Source organism: Xenorhabdus bharatensis (assembly GCF_037996705.1).
Classification (GTDB): domain Bacteria; phylum Pseudomonadota; class Gammaproteobacteria; order Enterobacterales; family Enterobacteriaceae; genus Xenorhabdus; species Xenorhabdus bharatensis.
In genome coordinates, this window is sequence record NZ_JBBMXG010000004.1 from 161,780 (window position 1) to 181,441 (window position 19,662).

Consider the following 19,662-nt stretch of genomic DNA (forward strand, 5'->3'; position numbering starts at 1 on the left):
TACTTAACTATATACACAATGGATTTCAAGATGCGTCGCGGCGGCAAGAAAGTGCCCCCCCGGGAGCATAGATAACTATGTGACCGGGGTGAACAAACGCAGCCAACAAAGAGGCAACTTGAAAGACAAAGTGTATAAAGGGGCCGAAGCCCCTTTATATATTATTTATTTGTAGCTTTGCTAAATGCTGCTTGTAGCACCGCTACCATTTGATCATTTTCAGACTGAGTCAGCGGTTTCCCTTTTTCGCTGATAAATTGCAGGCTGCTCCGGTTATCCAAATCGCCTACCTGTAATTTATAGTTGCCTTCACTGATAGTTGGTGCTTCCACGCCTAACGCTTTCCAACCGGAAGAAGACAAGCCTTTATAAGTGACTGCTATCGCACCAGTCGAACGGGTACGATCATTCACCTGCATACCTATGCTTTCCAATGCGTAAGGTAGCCTGTTCCAGATTACATTGTATGGTGCACGGACAATCATTTGTGGCAATCCTGAATTATCACCACCACTTTGTACCGATAAAGCACCATCATTTTGCGTATTATGCTGCACTGAAGCTTCTTTTAGATCGTTCAGATAGCTGGTCAGCGCATTCAGCATCAAGGTGTTATAACGCTCGATTTCCAATGGAACACTGACAACTTTATCACCCTGTTCCAGACCTGCGCCTGCAACGGTTAAAACAATCTGGTAGCCCTGCTGAGCCACAGAGATATGATAGCGAACCTTATAAGGAACATTTTCATCTGCCCGAGGCCACAAAATCCAGTCAGTTGTTAATGTCTGGGCTGTGTCATCTTTCTGGCTAATCGGATAACCTTTCTGCGCCAGAAAATTATTTACTTGTGACCACAATTTGCTGTACTCAGGGGTATTTTCAAGCAACAGCTTACTGCTTTGTGCGCTACTTTCAACACGGGAACCCGCCAATAGCGCCACGGCCTGCAACGGTGGGCGTATATCAACCGATTTTCCGACATTCCCCTGTGGAACCACAGAGGGAATATCATATTCACCATTTTGCAGAGGTAAGTTCATCCCAGCAGGAATATTCAATAACTTCAGAGGGGGGGTATCAAGATAAGACTCATCACCACTCACTTGATGTTTATAGCTCTGATCGCTGGAACAGGCTGCCAGCAAAACGACCAATGACAGGCCAGCAACCTTCATGACCTTCGATTTTTGCAATAATGTTGCCATTAAAATTCCCTAAATTTTACAGTAATTCAGCCATTTTCAAGGCGTTCTCAACTGAAATTTGCCCTTCTTGCGTCAGCGGAACCATTGGCAGACGCAATGTATCGCTGGCAATCAGTCCCAGTTTATGACATGCCCATTTAGCTGGTGCCGGGCTAGGTTCAACAAATAGTTTATGATGCAATTCCTGCAGGCTACTGTTCAGGCTACGCGCTTTCGCAAATTCACCACGAGAAGCCAACTCACAAATTTGTGCTATTTCTGCTGCCGCTACATTCGCTGTTACAGAAATTGTTCCTTTTCCACCAAGATACATAAAGTCGAGAAAACTTGCATCATCCCCACTTAGCAGAATAAAACTTTCATCATTCACCAATTCTTGGATTTGGCTGACACGACTTAAGTTCCCCGTTGCTTCCTTGATTGCGACAATATTTTTCAGTTTCGCCAAACGTGCAACAGTCGGTGGCAGCAAATCACATCCGGTACGCGATGGTACATTATACAGAATTTGTGGTAAGTCGGTATTCTCAGCGATTGCTTTATAGTGCTGATACAAACCTTCCTGCGAAGGCTTATTATAATAAGGTGTCACAGACAGGCAACCAACAACACCTGTATTTTCAAAGCATCGGGTCAGCGATATTGCTTCCGCAGTAGCATTCGCACCTGTTCCGGCAATAACAGGAATACGACCATCAGCTAATTCGAGTGTTGTCAGTACAACATCGACATGTTCATCATGGTTAAGCGTGGCACATTCCCCGGTTGTTCCGACAGAAACAATTGATGCCGTACCACTGGCAACATGGTAATCAATCAATTTTTTCAAACTGCTCTTATCAACCCGGCCAGTTGAATCCATCGGTGTGATTATCGCAACCATACTGCCTGTAAAATCGAAGTGACCACTCTCCATTACCATTTCCTCTAAAATGAGTCTTACACTACAAACAAGAAAATCATGGTACTTTCTTGTCATAAGGAAGGAAACTCTTTGGGACTATGATTTCGATGATTTTTGTTAATATCAAGTGTAGACAATTAAACAGAGATTATAATCGTGCTCCATCCTTATAAATGCCATTGACCTTCTCTTGATCATTTTTTATGTTTAGTAGCGACATGTACCCGCAGCCATCGACCATAGATAAGGAAAATCGCTTTGCCGAAATCAAAACAACATTTTTTAGTGCTCACAGCTCTTGGTGTAGACCGCCCCGGGATCGTCAACACCATCACCCGCCTTGTTAATACATGCGGCGGCAATATTGAGGACAGCCGTCTGGCAATGTTTGGCGAAGAATTTACCTTTATTATGCTGCTGTCCGGTAGCTGGAATGCGATTACCCTGATTGAATCTACCCTGCCACAAAGAGCCGCTGAACTCGAATTACTTGTGGTAATGAAACGTACCCGCAGTGGCGCCGCAAAAAAATTTCCCTCAACGATTTCGGTGCGGGTAGATGTGGATGATTCTCCCGGTATTGTCGAGCGTTTTACTAACCTGTTCACAACCCAGAATTTCAATATTGCTGAATTGGTTTCAAAAACTCACCCCGCCACTGAAAATATGCCTGCACGGTTGCAAATCCAAATCACAGGCCATAACCCATTAGATGATAAAGGTGTTGTATTTAAACAAACCTTTCAACAACTCTGTGCAGAATTAAATGCTCAAGGTAGTATTAGCGTACAGGAAGTGTTAGACGACGATTCGGTTGACTGGATAAAAAATAAATAATGATAAAAAAGTAAAATAGATATTTTTAATTAACTGTATCTATAAAAATAGAGAGATAAAGCAATGTCTTATTCAATCGGTGTACTTGCTGGAATGGGACCAAGATCAACAGCACCTTTTATCGATATGCTCGTTAATGCATCCCAGTCTCTTTATGGTGCAAAAAACGATATAGATTTTCCCAAAATGCATATCATCTCTTTACCGACTCCTTTTTATCCGGGGCAAGATATTGATGATGCGAAAATGGTTCAAGCATTACAAGAAGGTATTGCAGATTTAGTTAAAGCAGAAGTCAATCTGATTGTGATTCCCTGCAATATCGCCCACATATATTACAGTGAAATAGAAAAGGCCAGTATCAGTATACCTGTCTTACATATCGCTGATTGTGCACTCCAAAAAATAACATCTGATGACACAAAAATAGCAATCATTGGTACAGAACCCACAATTGAAGCTGGGTTTTATCAGGCCCGTATTCAGTCTGTAGGGAAAGAACCTGTTGTTTCGACAGAATTACGTAATTACACAACAAAACTGCTTACGTTAATTAAAGAGAAAGGGTTTGAGCATGAGGAAGTCGTTACCATCTGGGATACAATACTATCCTATACGCAGGCATTAAAGGTGCATGTATTACTGATTGCCTGTACTGATATCAGCCCCCTTATAAAAAACAAGAGAAACCAGTCAATGAAGATAGTGGACACAGCCTCCAGTCTGGCGGAAGCTACTATTCATTCATTTTATGAATTAAAGAACAACCCGAAAGATTAAAAATCTACATGTAGTGAACATATAAGAATATTAGTGTATAAAACCAGTTAGATAAAAACGACTAAACGGAGAATGCGTGATGAGTCCATTGAAAGCCGGAGATAAGGCCCCCCAATTCAGCCTACCTGACCAAGATGGTGAAAACATTAACTTATCTGACTTCAAAGGTCAGCGTGTTTTAGTTTATTTCTACCCCAAAGCAATGACCCCGGGCTGTACTGTTCAGGCATGTGGTTTACGCGATACGATGGATGAACTGGAAAAAATTAATGTTGCCGTATTAGGCATTAGCACAGATGCTCCCGAGAAATTATCCCGATTTGTTGAGAAAGAAATGCTGAATTTTACTCTGCTTTCCGATGTTAATCATCAAGTTGCCGAACAGTTTGGTGTTTGGGGCAGAAAACAGTTTATGGGAAAAATCTATGATGGCATTCATCGCATCAGCTTCCTGATTGATCCAGCCGGTAATGTCGAACACGTTTTTGATAAATTCAAAACCAGCGATCATCATCAAGTTGTTCTGGATTATCTGCAACAGCATTAATCCTAAGATTTATTGAATGTCACTGATAGCAAGTCATACCGTCCTCCGTCTGACTGACGGAGGATGCCACAGATTCCTATAAAGCAAATTAGCTGTTTTTATGCCTTCCTTGCACAATCAGTGCAATTGCAGAAACTATATGAAGTAACGACATGCGTATAATGTGGCTTGCCATAACAATACCCACATTAACCTTCATCGCCATAGCAGCAAATAACATTGCTTCCATACTGCCGGGGGCCCATGAAAGGATCAGCAAGTGCATTGGATAATCCATCACTTGTGCCGTTATTGCGGAAACTAAAACTGTGACGGTCAGTGCGATAAACACAGACTGTATAGAAGACCAAATATTACTAATCAATGCTGAAAACGGAAACGCACTAAAATACGAACCAATCCTCATGCCCATTAATCCCATTGATAATAAACTGAGCAATTCAGGCAGTTTCAGTGTGACATCAGACAAATAGTGAACAACAATAGCGACAACCAATGAAGTCAGCATATAGGGTGCCGGAATATGTAAACGCTCCAACAAAACGCCGACAATATAACCTCCAGCGGCAATCAGGAACAACCAGCCAATAATGCCGGGTGTGTAAGCAAAAGGTGCCGCTTCAATCACTGGAGGGGGATTTAATCCGGTAATAATCCCGGCAATAATAATCAAAACAACCAAACGAATGGCATGGGAAATAACAATTTTTTGTGGTGGTGTTTTGGAGTGTTCAGTCAGCACTAAGATTGCGGCCAGAGCACCGGGAACAGCGCCTAATACCGATTCTGTCCGCGTCCATCCCATTTTCCGGTGAAACCAAAAATAGCCGACATTAAATTGCAGGATCAGGCAGATTAATAATGCGGGGAGCAACATCAGGATATCCCGTCCTTCTTCCATCGGTAATCCTTTGACCATCAATCCGATAGAACTTCCCAATACAATTTGAACCACCGTCAGGCTATGTTTTGGTGCTGTAAGTGATATTCTCAGCCGGGATGCAATAATCACAGCAGCCATTGCCCCAAACATATACGCCAGAGGTAACCCCAGCAGTGATAAAACCCATCCTAAAAGCATGCAAGGTATAACACTTAACAGTGATTTCACCGCCACTCCTTAGTTCAGTCTGTTTATTTGAATTTTTATCAAAATTACTGGCAACAATTTCAAATTACGACGATAACGCTTCTGATTTATCTTCCGGCCAGACATTAATAACAGCTTTAATCAAAGTCGCCAATGGAATCGCAAAGAAAACGCCCCAGAATCCCCATAATCCACCAAAAATAATGACGGAAATAATGATAATAAGCGGATGAAGATTAACTGCCTCGGAAAATAAAATAGGAACAAGCAGATTGCCGTCTAATCCCTGCACTACCAGATAAGCAATAAATAATGACCAAAAATCTGCGCCTAATCCCCACTGAAATAGCGCTACCACAATGACAGGAATAGTCACTATTACCGTGCCGACATAGGGAATTAAAACAGATAAACCAACCAGAACAGCAAGTAACAGGGAATAATGCAACTCAAAGAAAGCAAATACAGCATAAGTACAAATGGTTAAAATAACCATCTCCACGACTTTTCCCCGAATATAATTCGTAATCTGCTGATTCATTTCATGCCATAATTGCCCGGCTAAACCGTGATTACGCGGTAATATACGCTGGAATGCCGCTACCATTTTATTTTTATCCTTCAACAGGAAAAATACCATTAAAGGAACAATAATCAGATAAATAGAAAGCGTCATCAGGCCAATCAAAGAAGCGACAGAAAATTTAAATACCGATTCTCCCGCTAAAGAAAACTTATTGCGCAGATTTTCGGCAAACATATCAATGATACCGGCATCAACTAAAACAGGGTAACGAGAGGGAAAAGTCCGGGCGTATTCCTTGAAGCGATTAAGCATATTTGGCAAATCGGAAAACAGATTTAAGCCCTGTTGCCAGACTGTTGGGGCTACAATCAGGATAATCAGTGCACTTATTCCCATAAAAATAGCTAGTACGATTGTCACTGAAAGAGTACGGCTACAACCCAGTTTTTCTAATTTTACCGTCGGCCATTCCAATAAATAAGCCAACACAATTGCAGCAAGAATAGGAGCTAAAATACCATTGAAAAAATAAATTATGCCAAAGCCAGCCAGCAAAATGAATGATAGTGCAGCAATTTGCGGATCAGCAAAACGGCGGCGATACCATTGCATGACCATATCCAACATAGATCAAACTCCTTAATAACAATACTTAATGACTATTTTACTAAAAGTGCTTACGGCTGATCGATTTTAAGTTAACCTTAGCTATCATACACGTATCCTGAAATTGATAGCTAACTGGGCACAGCATTTTATAAAAATCGTTTTATGAGAATCGCTCTATGAAAAAAACATCGACTAAATCCCTGATAGCGATACTGATCGGTCTGACACTATTTGGCAATAGCCCGGCGTACTCTGTACCTACTGAAGAATCATTACCAGATATTGGTACCACTGCTGCATCCACGCTCAGTACCAATCAGGAGATAGAGATGGGTGATTTCTATATCCGTGAAATACGTGCTGAAACCCCCTTAATTTATGATCCGCTCCTAACACAATATATTAATAAATTAGGTCAGAGGCTCGTCAATCATGCTGATGCAGTGAAAACACCGTTTCACTTTTATATCGTCAATAATCCTAACATTAATGCGTATGCCTTTTTCGGCGGCAACGTTGTACTGCACTCGGCTCTGTTCCGTTACAGCCGGAATGAAAGTGAACTGGCCTCAGTTATGGCCCATGAAATATCTCATGTCACTCAGCGTCATTTGGCCCGTATGATGGAAGATACACAGCGAAAAGCACCACTGGCATGGGCTGGCACACTAGGATCTATCCTACTACTAATGGCTAATCCTCAAGCGGGAATGGCAGCCCTGAGTGGTACGCTGGCTGGTTTTTCACAAGGAATGATCAGCTTCACCCGTGAAAATGAACAGGAGGCAGACCGTATCGGCATGCGGATATTAAGCCGGGCTGGGTTTGATCCTTATGGAATGCCTAATTTTATGCAAACGTTGAGTGAGCGAACTTTACACAATTCAGAAATTCCAGAAATTTTATATACCCACCCACTCCCTGATAGCCGCTTAGCTGACGCCCGCAACAGAGCCAATCAATACCCGAAAAAATCAATTCCGGAATCCCAAGAATATCTACTGGCCCGTGTGCGGATTCTGACACTAGAATCCACACTAAGCTCGGCCTATGTTGAAGACCTACTCAATAAGTACAGCCACGGCACACCAAAAGAACACATTGCGGCCTCTTATGGACGGACTCTTCTACTGACTAAACAGAAAAAATATGCCGAGGCCAGAAAAACACTCACCCCGTTATTGAATAACCAACCAAATAATATCTGGTTTATTGATGCAATGACGGATATTGATATTGAACAAACACAATATGAGCAGGCGATTACCCGATTACAGCAGGCATTACAAAAGAATAAAGATAACCCCGTACTACAAATCAATCTTGCTAACGTGTATATCGAAGCCAAACAGTACCCGAAAGCATCGCAACTGCTATTCCAATACACCTTCAACCATCCGGATAGCTTAACGGGTTGGTCATTAATGGCTGAAGCAGCAAGTAAACAAGGGAAACGCAGTGAAGAACTGTCAGCTTACGCCGAGACAATGGCATTACAGGGTAAATTTGATATGGCAATCAATTATCTCAGCCAGGCCAGTGCATTAGTCAAACTGAACAGCTATGATCAGGCCCGTTACGATGCTCGTATCGACCAGTTACGTAAGCTGCAACAGCGTTATAGCCAATATAAGAAATGAGGTTCTTTTATATGCAACATGTTATTTTTTATCATAACCCTCGCTGTTCAAAAAGCCGGGAAACGCTGAAATTAGTTCAGGAACTCGGCATTACACCAGAAGTTATTCATTATCTCGATACCCCCCCAACGGCAGAACAACTGGCCGTTTTACTGAAGCAACTGGGGTTCGATGATGCCCGCCAATTAATGCGAACAAAAGAAGAGCGGTATAAAGAACTAGGGCTTGATAATAGTGAACTCACACAAGAAGCCTTACTGCAGGCAATGGCTGATAATCCTAAACTCATAGAACGCCCGATTGTTGTTGCAGGAGATAAAGCTCGTTTAGGGCGGCCACCAGAGCAGGTCAAAGAGATTTTGGAAAATTAACCATTAAAAAAGTGATAGGGAAGCCGACTGTGTACCTCTATCACTTTTTTTCTGATCTGGCGTATTAAAGATCAAGAATATCTTTTACAAATGGGATCGTCAGTTTGCGTTGCGCCACAATAGAAGCGCGGTCAAGCTCATCCAACGTTCTGAACAGCGTCTGCATTTCTCTGTCAAGCCGCTTTAACACAAAACGCCCCACATCTTCAGGTAATTCAAATCCCCGTAACTTAGCTCTCAATTGCAATGCCTGAATTTTTTCATCATCAGACAAAGGCTGCAATTTATAGATCTGACCCCAATCAAGCCGGGATGCCAAATCTGGCAATGTTAAATTAATTTGCCGGGGTGGACGATCTCCTGTGATCAACAGACAGGTTTTGCCAATCTCTACAATTCGGTTATAAAGATTAAAAATAGCCATTTCCCATACCGGATCACCTGCGATACATTCAACATTATCAATACACACCAATGATAAATGTTCCATACCATCAAGAACTTCCGGAACAAAATATGCACGTTTATCGAGTGGCACGTATCCAACAGCCTCTCCTTGCTGGGATAGTTCGGCACAGGCTGCATGAAGCAAATGACTCTTGCCCCCGCCATCGCGGGACCAAAAATAGATATAACTGCCATGTGACTGACTAATAGCCAATTTTATTGCGGCTAATAAAGAAGAATTCTCGCCTGCAAAAAAACTGGCGAATGTTTCATCATCTGGCAAATATAAGGGCAATGAAAGCTGCGCCGGTGTATTCAGAAGCACCTCAAACAGAATGGATAACGAACAGAATTAAGTTTACCATAGAAACCAAGTTTACCACAAAAAACGATAACAAATGAAATGAATACTCAGTTTAAGGTGATAACTGTTGATGACATCCGTTTTTTCATGAAAAAAGTCAAAGAGCTTATAAGAAATTATTTTTTAATTCAAATTATTATTGACATATATTCAATGTGATTTACTTCTTTTTTCAGAACGTTATTTATACTTCTTACCAAAAATACTCTTCGCCAAAAACTACTTTTAAAATCATCATTGACGGTGTCATTAAAAGTATAGTACAAGACTAAAGAAAGCCTGTGGTTATCATATCATCATTTGATGATTAAGGAACTTACCATGAATATAGAAAATATTTTAGCGCGTGTTGTTATACGAGCAAAGGGTACATTTGGAAAAGACTCAGCAACCCATATCTGCTTAGGCACAAAAAATATAGAAGGAATGACGATTGAAGAAAAGAATAATAGAAAAACACTATTTAACTCAGCCTATAAACATTACGAAAATACAAAAAGTATACGTGACAGGCTTAAGAAAAAAGATATCTCTTATTGTCATGCCTATTTTACTATTAATAAATTCAAAAGAAGTCTTACTGGAAATTGTCAAGAGCGGAGCCAATATGTCTTTCATGAATTAATGAAATTTCATTCATTTGAAATTTTTAATTTTTATATAAAAAAAGATAAGAACCCAACCTATATTGCTCTATGTGCGGCTCCTCAGCCTTATGATCATGCTTTTATTATGATACATCATCCCACCACTAAGCAGAAACACCCATTGAGAGAATTAAAAACTCTTCCGCCTGAAGCTTGGATTTGTGACCCGTGGGCCGAGATTATCTGTAAAGGTTCGCAATATCCAGATAACTGGAAGAAAAAAATGGAGGAATGGGAGAGGGATAGTCATTATGTATTATCAACCGATAGCTCACAACTTAAAGAAAATACACCCGATAAATATAACACACTTTTCTCTCCTTTACGTGAGCATGTGTTGAATGCAATATCTTTCAATTACGAATTTCGACTTATTAATGTAGCCTTTATTGATGATAAAGGTAATCTTTATAATATAGTTCATAATAATGATAAATGTGAAACAGTTGCTTATAATATCTCTGAAATGAATAATATGACTTATGCAGAAATGAATAAATATTATAAATAATAATCAACAGAAAAAACAGCAGAGCTAAAAAACAGGAAACTGAAAAGTATTTTTAATTAATAACATTTAATTTATTTTATCAGATTGAGAAATGATCAGAGCACTCGCTTCTTTCAAAACTTCAATAATTTCATCTTTATCTAAATCTCCCTCAATAGAGAGGGAACTACCATCACTTTTAGTGACAGATATTTTTAGATTACGTTCACCACCTAAAATCGCAATTAGTGATTTTCTTAAACCATCAAGATATCTTAAATTATCTTTAATAAAAGTAAGTGTTCGTTTAGCTATATTGAGTGTTTTCACATCTGAGCTTATTGAATTAACTTCTATATTAAATTTTTCAAGCTCTGTATAAAACTCTTTTTCTAATGATTTATCTATATAGAGAGTAATATTATTTATGTTTTCCATTTTATCCCCTACTATTCTTTATCTTTTAGTGTTTATACTTACCAGTATAGTAAAAGATTTTGATAAAAAGATAGCAAATCGATGAGTGAAAATGAGGTAAAATTAGGCAACTATACGAATATCAAGAAAAATTAGTCAGTATTTTTTCCAATAAAAAAATAAGAGAAAGAGTCCGTTGCAAAACTCTTTCTCTTAAAGGAAAGCCAATACAAGTTATTTTATGATTTCACTCGCTTTTTTATCATCATTGAGTGATTCCACAGAAGAATTAATATACGGCTCATCCGGGCGAATGATACTAATTAATTTGAAAATCAGGCTCATACCAATCCCAACTACCGTTGCCAGCGCCATCCCTTTCAGCTCTGCTGCACCAATTTGGATCTTTGCACCACTCACGCCAATAATCAGAATAACAGAAGTCAGGATCAGGTTCTGAGCTTTACTGTAATCTACTTTAGAATCAATCAACACCCGTATACCAGATGCACCGATCACACCATACAACAGCAAGGATACGCCTCCCATTACCGGAACCGGAATGATCTGGATCGCAGCCGCCAGTTTACCGACACAAGAGAGTAAAATCGCCAGAATCGCGGCCCCACCAATCACCCATGTGCTGTATACGCGTGTCAGAGCCATTACACCAATATTTTCACCATAAGTGGTATTCGGTGTTGAACCAAAAAATCCTGAGATAATCGTTGAAAAACCATTAGCAAACATTGAACGATGCAATCCCGGATTTTTCAGCAAATCTTTTTGCACTATATTCGCTGTCACAACTAAATGACCAACATGCTCCGCAATGACAACCAGTGCCGCAGGCAAAATCGTCATAATTGCAAACCACTCAAAACGCGGAGTATAAAAAGTCGGCAATGCAAACCACGGCGCTTCACGCACTGGTGTAAAATCCACGACTCCCATAAAAAAGGATAACGTATAACCCACCAGCACCCCGATCAGGATTGGAATGATCGCCATAAAACCGCGGAACATGACTGAACCCAATATTGTCACAGCCAGTGTCACCATTGAGATGATCAGATTCGTCGTATTAACATCCGTTCCCGCAGCCGGACGTAGCCCGGCCATATCAGCGGCAACCCCTGCCAGCTCCAGACCAATCACGGCAACAATGGCTCCCATTGCCGCAGGAGGAAACATCACATTAAGCCAGCCTCTTCCCGCGATTTTAACAATCAGGGAAACCAGACAGAACAGCAATCCACAGACAATAAACCCGCCCAATGCCAGTTCATACCCTAAAGGCAACAGCAATAATACAGGAGATATAAAGGCAAAACTGGAGCCTAAATAAGCCGGGATCCTTCCTTTACAAATGAACAGATAAAACAGAGTTCCGATACCATTAAACAATAAAATTGTGGCGGGATTAATTTTAAACAGAATGGGAACCAGAACGGTTGCGCCAAACATAGCAAATAAATGTTGCAAACTTAATGGAATGGTCTGCCTTAACGGTGGCCTTTCATCTACCCCAATAGTCCGACGGGTCACTATTTATGTCCTCTTATGTTTTACTAGGAACCAAAAAAAAGCCGACTTTTCAGCCGGCTAAAAATATTATTTTGTACCAAATATCTTATCGCCTGCATCCCCCAGGCCAGGAACAATATACCCATGTTCATTAAGGCGCTCATCAATTGATGCAGTATATAATTCAACATCAGGATGTGCTTTTTCCAAAGCGGCAACCCCTTCTGGCGCTGCAACCAGAACCAAAACCTTAATAACAGGGCATCCTGCTTTTTTCAGCAAGTCAATGGTGGCAATCATAGAGCCACCTGTTGCCAGCATCGGATCAACAATCAACGCCATACGCTCATTGATATCAGAAACCAGTTTCTGAAAATAAGGTACAGGTTCAAAGGTTTTTTCATCACGATAAACACCAACAACACTGATGCGGGCACTCGGAATATTTTCCAGAACACCATCCATCATTCCCAGACCTGCACGCAGGATAGGCACTACAGTAATTTTCTTCCCTTTAATCTGGTCTATTTCTACCGGACCACACCATCCCTCGATGGTCACTTTCTCAGTTTCTAAATCAGCAGTTGCTTCATATGTCAGAAGACTTCCCACCTCTGAAGCCAGTTCACGAAAGCGCTTAGTGCTTATATCATGATCACGCATCAGGCCCAGTTTATGTTTAACGAGTGGGTGTTTAACCTCAACGATCTTCATGGGTTTCTCCTACTGTATATAGCCGGCAGATAAAAAAATCGCGGGATTATACCTCCTTTTTGCTATCAGACAACTATCAATATATTGATTTTTAGCAACTACAAGTCATTTTTTTCTCTTTTTTATCCACAATAAACCTGCATAAAGCTATCGCAAACGTTTGCCTTGGCTGTTAGAATTATTCCGTTCTGTTTTATTCATTCAAATGCAACCGCCTGGGAGCTACGCAGTGACCAACAAAACCTCTCTTAGCTATAAAGACGCTGGTGTCGATATTGATGCTGGTAATGCCTTAGTCAATCGTATCAAAAGTGTAGTGAAACAGACCCGACGCCCTGAAGTGATGGGGGGATTGGGTGGCTTCGGCGCATTATGTTCTCTGCCACAAAAATATCGTGAGCCTGTTTTAGTTTCCGGCACAGATGGTGTGGGGACTAAATTGCGTCTGGCCATGGATCTGAAACGCCACGATACAATCGGCATTGATTTGGTCGCCATGTGCGTCAACGATCTAGTGGTTCAGGGGGCTGAACCTCTGTTCTTCCTTGATTACTATGCAACGGGTAAATTAGATGTTGATACCGCATCGAGCGTTATAACTGGCATCGCGGAAGGCTGCAAACAAGCAGGCTGTGCGCTGGTCGGCGGAGAAACAGCTGAAATGCCGGGTATGTATCAAGGTGAAGATTACGATGTTGCTGGCTTCTGTGTCGGTGTGGTTGAAAAATCAGAAATCATTGACGGCAGTAAAGTTCAGGTTGGAGATTCACTCATAGCACTGGCATCCAGCGGGCCACACTCCAATGGTTATTCACTGATCCGTAAAATCCTTGAAGTGAGCCAGACTAATACCGAGACAACTGAGCTGGAAGGTAAAACATTGGCTGATCATCTTCTCGCTCCAACCCGTATTTACGTTAAACCACTGCTTGAACTGATTGAAAAATTTGAAATTCATGCAATTTCCCATCTTACAGGTGGTGGTTTCTGGGAGAATATTCCCCGCGTTCTGCCTGAAAATATGCAGGCAAAAATCGATGCCACCAGCTGGCAATGGCCTGCTATTTTTACATGGCTGCAACAAGCCGGCAATGTCAGCGACCATGAAATGTACCGTACATTTAACTGCGGCGTCGGCATGATAATTGCCCTGCCTCAGTCTCAGGCAGCACAGGCAATTGAATGGCTGAATCAAGCGGGCGAAAACGCGTGGCAAATCGGTAGCATCACTGAATCTGATCATAGCGGGCAACAAGTTACGATCAGTGAATAAAAGCCATTTAATAGAAAGTGATCCAATGAAGACGATGAAAAAAATTGCGGTCTTAATTTCTGGTAATGGCAGTAATCTGCAATCCATCATTGATGCCTGCCAGCAAAACCGGATTAATGGTCAGATCTGCGCTGTATTCAGCAATAAAGCTGACGCTTATGGTCTGCAACGCGCTGAAGAATCAGCTATTCCAGCCCATTTTCTTAATCCAAAAGAATATTCTGGTCGCACAGATTATGACTCAGCACTGCTTACGGCTATTGATCAATATCAGCCCGATTTAGTCGTTTTAGCGGGTTATATGAGGATTCTGTCATCCGGCTTTGTACAGCATTATCGAGGGCGACTGCTCAATATTCACCCTTCCCTGCTACCGAAATATCCCGGTTTGCATACTCATCGTAAGGCGATAGAAAACGGCGATCAGGAACACGGTACTTCTGTCCATTTTGTTACCGAGGAGCTTGATGGTGGCCCTGTTATCTTACAGGCCAAAGTACCCATTTTTGCAGAAGACCAAGAAGAGGAAGTTATTCGACGCGTACAAACTCAGGAGCATAATATTTACCCGCTGGTTATTGGCTGGTTTCTGGAAGGGCGTTTAAGCATGGGCAACAATACCGCCATTCTGGATGGAAAAGTACTTTCTCCACAAGGATACGCTTCAGACTAATCGATATAATTAATTCCACACTTTATTATTAGTTCCAAAACTACAGCATTGTGTTAAGGTTAGTTAATTAAGCTAAACTTAATCATATTAAGGTAAAAATAATTAGCCGGACACCTTGCTGTACTTTATTACTTCATAATATTCTCTTTTATAAAAATCAGAACTAAATCATCCTACATTAAAAACACTGAGGTATCTCATGTCCAGTGGTTCCGAAAACCCACCTGTAAACCTACGTCCACTTGAGCGGGAAGATCTCCCTTTCGTCCACCAGCTTGATAATAATGCCAGTGTCATGCGCTACTGGTTTGAAGAACCTTATGAGGCTTTCGTTGAATTATGCGATCTCTATGACAAACATATCCATGACCAAAGTGAACGCCGTTTTATTATTGAGAGTATGAATTCCAAAGTCGGTCTGGTGGAACTAGTGGAAATTGATTATGTCCACCGTCGGGCTGAGTTTCAGCTCATTATTGCGCCGGCTTATCAGGGGCAAGGCTATGCAACGGAAGCAGTTAAACTTGCGATGGAGTACGCATTTTCAGTACTAAACCTCTATAAACTCTATTTAATCGTTGATAAAGAAAACGAAAAAGCAATTCATATATACAATAAACTGGGGTTTTATACAGAAGGAGAACTTATTGATGAGTTCTTTGTAAATGGCTCTTATCATACGGCTATCCGAATGTGTACTTTCCAGCATCACTATTTTGCTAACAAAATTCGGCATTCCCAGAGTAAAAAGCAGCACTGTTAACCAATGGACCCAATGGAGTAGTAATGTCCCACGACCGCCTCTATACAGAAAAAGAACTCAGCTGGCTCTCTTTCAATGAACGTGTGCTTCAGGAAGCGGCTGACAAAAGTAATCCACTTATTGAAAGAATGAGGTTTTTAGGGATCTACTCCAATAATCTGGATGAGTTTTATAAAGTCCGTTTTGCTGATGTAAAACGTCGCATTCTGATCAGTGAAGAAGCCCGTGGCTCTGCAACGGGTGCCCGGCAATTATTAAAAAAAATTCAGGCGAAAGTTGCCAAAATCGATCAGGAGTTTGATGAACTCTATAACGATTTGCTGTTGGAAATGGCGCGCAATCAGATTTTCCTCATTAATGAACGGCAGATATCCCCTAATCAGCAAATCTGGCTACGGCAGTATTTCCGCCAGCATTTACGTCCACACATTACGCCTATCGTTATCAATCCGGAAACTAATCTGGTTGAATTTTTAAAAGATGATTACACCTATTTAGCGGTGGAAATTATCCGTGGGCAGGAAACCAAATACGCGTTGCTGGAAATTCCTTCCGATAAAGTTCCCCGTTTCGTTAATTTGCCGCCTGAAATGCCCAAAAGGCGCAAATCAATGATCCTGATTGATAACATTCTGCGCTACACACTGGATGAGATTTTTAAGGGCTTTTTTGATTACGACACGCTAAGTGTTTACTCCATGAAAATGACCCGTGATGCGGAATACGATTTAGCAACGGAAATGGAATCCAGCCTGCTGGAATTAATGTCTTCAACACTGAAACAAAGGCTGACAGCCGAGCCTGTCCGTTTTGTTTATCAACGCGATATGCCTGATGAAATGGTCGAATTATTGCGCAACAAGCTGGGGCTTTCCAACGATGACTCCGTCATTGCCGGCAGCCGTTATCACAATTTCAGAGATTTCATTAAATTCCCCAATGAAGGAAACCGAACCCTGCTGAATAAACCTATGCCCCGGTTACGCCATACCTGGTTTGATCATTTCCGCAATGGTTTTGATGCTATCCGTGAACAAGATGTATTACTTTATTATCCTTATCACACTTTCGAACATGTACTGGAATTACTGAGGCAGGCATCATTCGATCCAAGCGTATTATCGATAAAAATCAATATATACCGGGTTGCGAAAGACTCACGTATAGTTGAATCCATGATCCATGCAGCCCACAATGGCAAAAAAGTGACAGTGGTCGTGGAATTACAAGCCCGCTTTGATGAAGAAGCCAATATTCACTGGGCAAAACGCCTGACTGAAGCAGGTGTACATGTCATTTTCTCGGCTCCCGGCCTGAAAATTCATGCCAAGTTGTTCATCATTTCACGTCTTGAAGGGAGTGAAATTATCCGTTATGCCCATATCGGCACAGGGAATTTCAATGAAAAAACAGCCCGCTTATATACCGACTATTCCCTACTGACAGCCAAACCCGAAGTTACCAATGAAGTACGCCGGGTATTTAACTTTATTGAAAACCCTTATCGGCCGGTGACATTTGAGAATTTGATGGTTTCTCCCCAAAACTCACGGGCTATGCTCAATAAATTAATTGATCAGGAAATTGAAAATGCCAGAGCAGGAGAAATTGCGGGTATCACTCTGAAAATAAATAATCTGGTAGATAGAGAATTAGTAGATCGCCTATACGATGCCTCTGAAGCTGGCGTCAAAGTACGGCTTCTGATCCGGGGCATGTGTTCTCTGGTTCCCGGTCAGCCCGGTTTTAGTGAAAATATTCAGGTTACGAGTATTGTCGATCGTTTTCTTGAACATGATCGGGTTTATGTTTTCACTAATAAAGGGGATGAGAAAATCTTCCTTTCTTCCGCAGACTGGATGACACGGAACATTGATTATCGTATAGAAGTTGCCGTTTGCCTGCTTGACCCACTGTTAAAACAGCGTGTTCTCGATATTCTGGAATTACAGTTTAGTGATACGGTCAAGGCACGTTATATTGATAAAGAATTAAGCAATAGGTATGTCCCACGAGGGAATAAACGTAAAATTCGTGCACAAACCGCCATTTACGATTACCTGAAGAATCTGGAACAGCCTGAATCAAGAGTTTAATTTATGCCGTTGAAACACGATACACCAACGCCTAAACCGCTGGAAATTGCAACCATCGATTTGGGTTCCAATAGTTTTCATATGGTTATCGCCCGTATTGTAAATGGGGCACTACAAGTTATCGGTCGCCTGAAAAAACGAGTTTACCTTGCTGATGGATTCAACGATAAAAATGAACTGAGTGAAGAAGCTATCAAGCGTGGCCTTGAAAGCCTTTCGTTATTCGCTGAACGATTACAAGGTTTCTCCGCAGAAAATGTCTGCCTTGTAGGAACTCACAGTTTACGGGAAGCAAGTAATGCTGAAGAGTTTCTGCAACGAGCCAAAGAAGTCATCCCCTATCCCATTGAGATTATTTCCGGTCATGAAGAAGCCCGTTTAATTTTTATGGGCGTAGAACATACTCAGCCCGAAAAGGGTCGTAAGCTGGTGATTGATATTGGTGGCGGCTCCACCGAACTGGTTATTGGTGAAGGCTTCGAACCTCTTCTCATCGAAAGCCGCCGCATGGGGTGTGTAAGTTTTGCCCGGCAGTTTTTTCCTGATGGGGTAATAAATGAACACAACTTCCGTAAAGCACGGCTTCAAGCGGAACAAAAACTGGAAAATCTCATCTGGCAATTCCGTACAAAAGGCTGGGATTTTGCTCTGGGGGCGTCGGGCACGATTAAGGCCGTGCATGAATTATTGGTTGAATTGGGTGAAAAAGATGGCCTGATTACACCTGAACGGCTTCAGATGCTGGTCAAAAGAGTACTGAAATACAAAAATTTTAACTCGCTGGATCTGCCCGGCTTATCGGACGATCGCAAACAAACTCTGGTTCCCGGTCTGGCTATCCTGTGTGGTATATTCGACGCCCTGAATATTCAGGAATTATGCTTATCTGACGGAGCTCTACGTGAAGGCGTTCTTTACGAAATGGAAGACCGTTTCCGCCATCTGGATATCCGCCAGAGAACCGCCAAAAGTCTTGCTGATCATTATAATATCGATCGCGAACAGGCAAGTCGTGTCTGGGATACAGCTAAGTCACTGTATGATCAGTGGGCTACACAAAACCCGAAACGGGTGCATCCACAACTGGAGTCTATTCTGCTCTGGGCTGCCATGCTACATGAGGTTGGCTTAAGTATTAATCTGAGTGGCCTGCAACGGCACTCTGCCTATATTCTGCAACATACTGATTTGCCGGGTTTCAACCAAGAACAGCAGTCATTACTGGCAACACTGGTTCGTTATCACCGCAAAGCGGTTAAAGTTCATGAGCACCCTCGTTTCTATTTGTTTAAGAAAAAGCAATATCTTCCTATGCTCCAGATATTAAGATTAGCAACACTGCTGAATAATCAGCGTCAGTCCACCACAACACCTGAGTCACTGAGGCTGGAAACGGATCATGGGCACTGGATACTTTCTTTCCCGAGAAACTATTTAACTCAAAATACACTGATGCAACTGGATTTAGAAAAAGAGCAAGCTTACTGGGGTGATGTGGCAGGCTGGCATCTACATATCCAAGAGGAATCAACTTAACGATATCGTATTATGAAAAAGAAAAAGAAAACCGCTCAGATTACAAAATTAATTCTGCTTATCAGCTTTCTGATTTTATTCGGGCGTTTTATCTATTCATCAATTGCAGCGTTAGAACATCATCAGCAAAAAAAGCAAAATATGATGGAACAAAGCAGCGCTCTTAAGACAAAATAACATCATCCCTGATAGTGTAATTTTGG

General features: G+C 41.5%; 20 protein-coding genes. 12 read left to right on the top strand and 8 right to left on the bottom strand.

The annotated features are described in order from the left end of the window. Nucleotides 1–161: 161 nt before the first annotated feature. The gene (bamC, locus tag AAC855_RS05620; protein WP_340608648.1) at nt 162–1,208 is read right to left on the bottom strand and encodes an outer membrane protein assembly factor BamC; all 1,047 of its coding nucleotides are present in this window, start codon (nt 1,206–1,208) and stop codon (nt 162–164) included. A 16-nt stretch (nt 1,209–1,224) separates the two neighbouring features. Further along, a complete protein-coding gene (gene dapA, locus AAC855_RS05625; protein WP_340608649.1) occupies nt 1,225–2,124 on the bottom strand; it encodes a 4-hydroxy-tetrahydrodipicolinate synthase in 900 nt (299 codons plus the stop codon). A gap of 246 nt (nt 2,125–2,370) precedes the next feature. On the opposite strand from dapA, the gene AAC855_RS05630 reads away from it, so the two are divergent. From AAC855_RS05630 to bcp, 3 genes are all read left to right on the top strand, one after another. After that, on the top strand, nt 2,371–2,949 hold the full coding sequence (locus AAC855_RS05630; RefSeq protein WP_340608650.1) for a glycine cleavage system transcriptional repressor: 579 nt from the start codon (nt 2,371–2,373) through the stop codon (nt 2,947–2,949). A gap of 63 nt (nt 2,950–3,012) precedes the next feature. Next, on the top strand, nt 3,013–3,729 hold the full coding sequence (locus AAC855_RS05635; protein ID WP_340608651.1) for an aspartate/glutamate racemase family protein: 717 nt from the start codon (nt 3,013–3,015) through the stop codon (nt 3,727–3,729). A 79-nt stretch (nt 3,730–3,808) separates the two neighbouring features. Next, on the top strand, nt 3,809–4,276 hold the full coding sequence (gene bcp / locus AAC855_RS05640; protein ID WP_340608652.1) for a thioredoxin-dependent thiol peroxidase: 468 nt from the start codon (nt 3,809–3,811) through the stop codon (nt 4,274–4,276). Nucleotides 4,277–4,364: 88 nt separating this feature from the next. Here the strand turns inward: bcp and AAC855_RS05645 are convergent, their stop codons facing one another. Beyond that, complete coding sequence (locus tag AAC855_RS05645; protein ID WP_340608653.1) at nt 4,365–5,387, bottom strand: AbrB family transcriptional regulator; 1,023 nt, start codon at nt 5,385–5,387, stop codon at nt 4,365–4,367. Nucleotides 5,388–5,451: 64 nt separating this feature from the next. Continuing rightward, on the bottom strand, nt 5,452–6,519 hold the full coding sequence (locus AAC855_RS05650; protein ID WP_340608654.1) for an AI-2E family transporter: 1,068 nt from the start codon (nt 6,517–6,519) through the stop codon (nt 5,452–5,454). Nucleotides 6,520–6,677: 158 nt separating this feature from the next. Here AAC855_RS05650 and bepA point away from each other — a divergent pair, with 158 nt between their 5' ends. Together bepA and arsC are read left to right on the top strand one after the other, a co-directional pair. Next, complete coding sequence (bepA, locus tag AAC855_RS05655) at nt 6,678–8,141, top strand: beta-barrel assembly-enhancing protease (RefSeq protein ID WP_340608655.1); 1,464 nt, start codon at nt 6,678–6,680, stop codon at nt 8,139–8,141. Nucleotides 8,142–8,152: 11 nt separating this feature from the next. Next, nucleotides 8,153–8,512, top strand: a complete 360-nt coding sequence (gene arsC / locus AAC855_RS05660) for an arsenate reductase (glutaredoxin) (protein ID WP_340608656.1) — start codon at nt 8,153–8,155, stop codon at nt 8,510–8,512. A gap of 64 nt (nt 8,513–8,576) precedes the next feature. Here the strand turns inward: arsC and hda are convergent, their stop codons facing one another. Next, nucleotides 8,577–9,284, bottom strand: a complete 708-nt coding sequence (hda, locus tag AAC855_RS05665; RefSeq protein ID WP_193757262.1) for a DnaA inactivator Hda — start codon at nt 9,282–9,284, stop codon at nt 8,577–8,579. A gap of 360 nt (nt 9,285–9,644) precedes the next feature. On the opposite strand from hda, the gene AAC855_RS05670 reads away from it, so the two are divergent. Continuing rightward, nucleotides 9,645–10,481: a hypothetical protein gene (locus AAC855_RS05670; protein WP_340608657.1), complete on the top strand. Its 837-nt coding sequence runs from the start codon at nt 9,645–9,647 to the stop codon at nt 10,479–10,481. A gap of 66 nt (nt 10,482–10,547) precedes the next feature. On the opposite strand, the gene AAC855_RS05675 is transcribed toward AAC855_RS05670, so the two are convergent. The 3 genes from AAC855_RS05675 to upp all read right to left on the bottom strand — a co-directional run bounded on the left by AAC855_RS05675 (nt 10,548) and on the right by upp (nt 13,118). Continuing rightward, nucleotides 10,548–10,898, bottom strand: coding sequence for a hypothetical protein (locus AAC855_RS05675; RefSeq protein WP_340608658.1), 351 nt, complete (start codon nt 10,896–10,898; stop codon nt 10,548–10,550). A 213-nt stretch (nt 10,899–11,111) separates the two neighbouring features. Then, nucleotides 11,112–12,425: a uracil permease gene (gene uraA / locus AAC855_RS05680; protein ID WP_340608659.1), complete on the bottom strand. Its 1,314-nt coding sequence runs from the start codon at nt 12,423–12,425 to the stop codon at nt 11,112–11,114. Nucleotides 12,426–12,491: 66 nt separating this feature from the next. Further along, nucleotides 12,492–13,118, bottom strand: a complete 627-nt coding sequence (gene upp, locus AAC855_RS05685; protein WP_340608660.1) for a uracil phosphoribosyltransferase — start codon at nt 13,116–13,118, stop codon at nt 12,492–12,494. Nucleotides 13,119–13,347: 229 nt separating this feature from the next. Between upp and purM the strand changes: the two genes are divergently transcribed. The 6 genes from purM (at nt 13,348) to AAC855_RS05715 (ending at nt 19,636) form a co-directional block, all read left to right on the top strand. Continuing rightward, nucleotides 13,348–14,391 (top strand): phosphoribosylformylglycinamidine cyclo-ligase, encoded by a 1,044-nt coding sequence (gene purM, locus AAC855_RS05690; RefSeq protein ID WP_340608661.1) that lies wholly within the window; start codon nt 13,348–13,350, stop codon nt 14,389–14,391. 34 nt (nt 14,392–14,425) lie between these two features. After that, nucleotides 14,426–15,064, top strand: a complete 639-nt coding sequence (gene purN, locus AAC855_RS05695; RefSeq protein ID WP_340608748.1) for a phosphoribosylglycinamide formyltransferase — start codon at nt 14,426–14,428, stop codon at nt 15,062–15,064. A gap of 199 nt (nt 15,065–15,263) precedes the next feature. Beyond that, complete coding sequence (speG, locus tag AAC855_RS05700) at nt 15,264–15,827, top strand: spermidine N1-acetyltransferase (RefSeq protein WP_099110879.1); 564 nt, start codon at nt 15,264–15,266, stop codon at nt 15,825–15,827. Nucleotides 15,828–15,850: 23 nt separating this feature from the next. Then, nucleotides 15,851–17,923, top strand: coding sequence for a polyphosphate kinase 1 (gene ppk1, locus AAC855_RS05705; RefSeq protein ID WP_340608662.1), 2,073 nt, complete (start codon nt 15,851–15,853; stop codon nt 17,921–17,923). Nucleotides 17,924–17,926: 3 nt separating this feature from the next. Next, nucleotides 17,927–19,459: an exopolyphosphatase gene (ppx, locus tag AAC855_RS05710; protein WP_340608663.1), complete on the top strand. Its 1,533-nt coding sequence runs from the start codon at nt 17,927–17,929 to the stop codon at nt 19,457–19,459. A 12-nt stretch (nt 19,460–19,471) separates the two neighbouring features. Next, nucleotides 19,472–19,636, top strand: a complete 165-nt coding sequence (locus AAC855_RS05715; RefSeq protein WP_340608664.1) for a YfgG family protein — start codon at nt 19,472–19,474, stop codon at nt 19,634–19,636. Nucleotides 19,637–19,662: the final 26 nt, after the last annotated feature.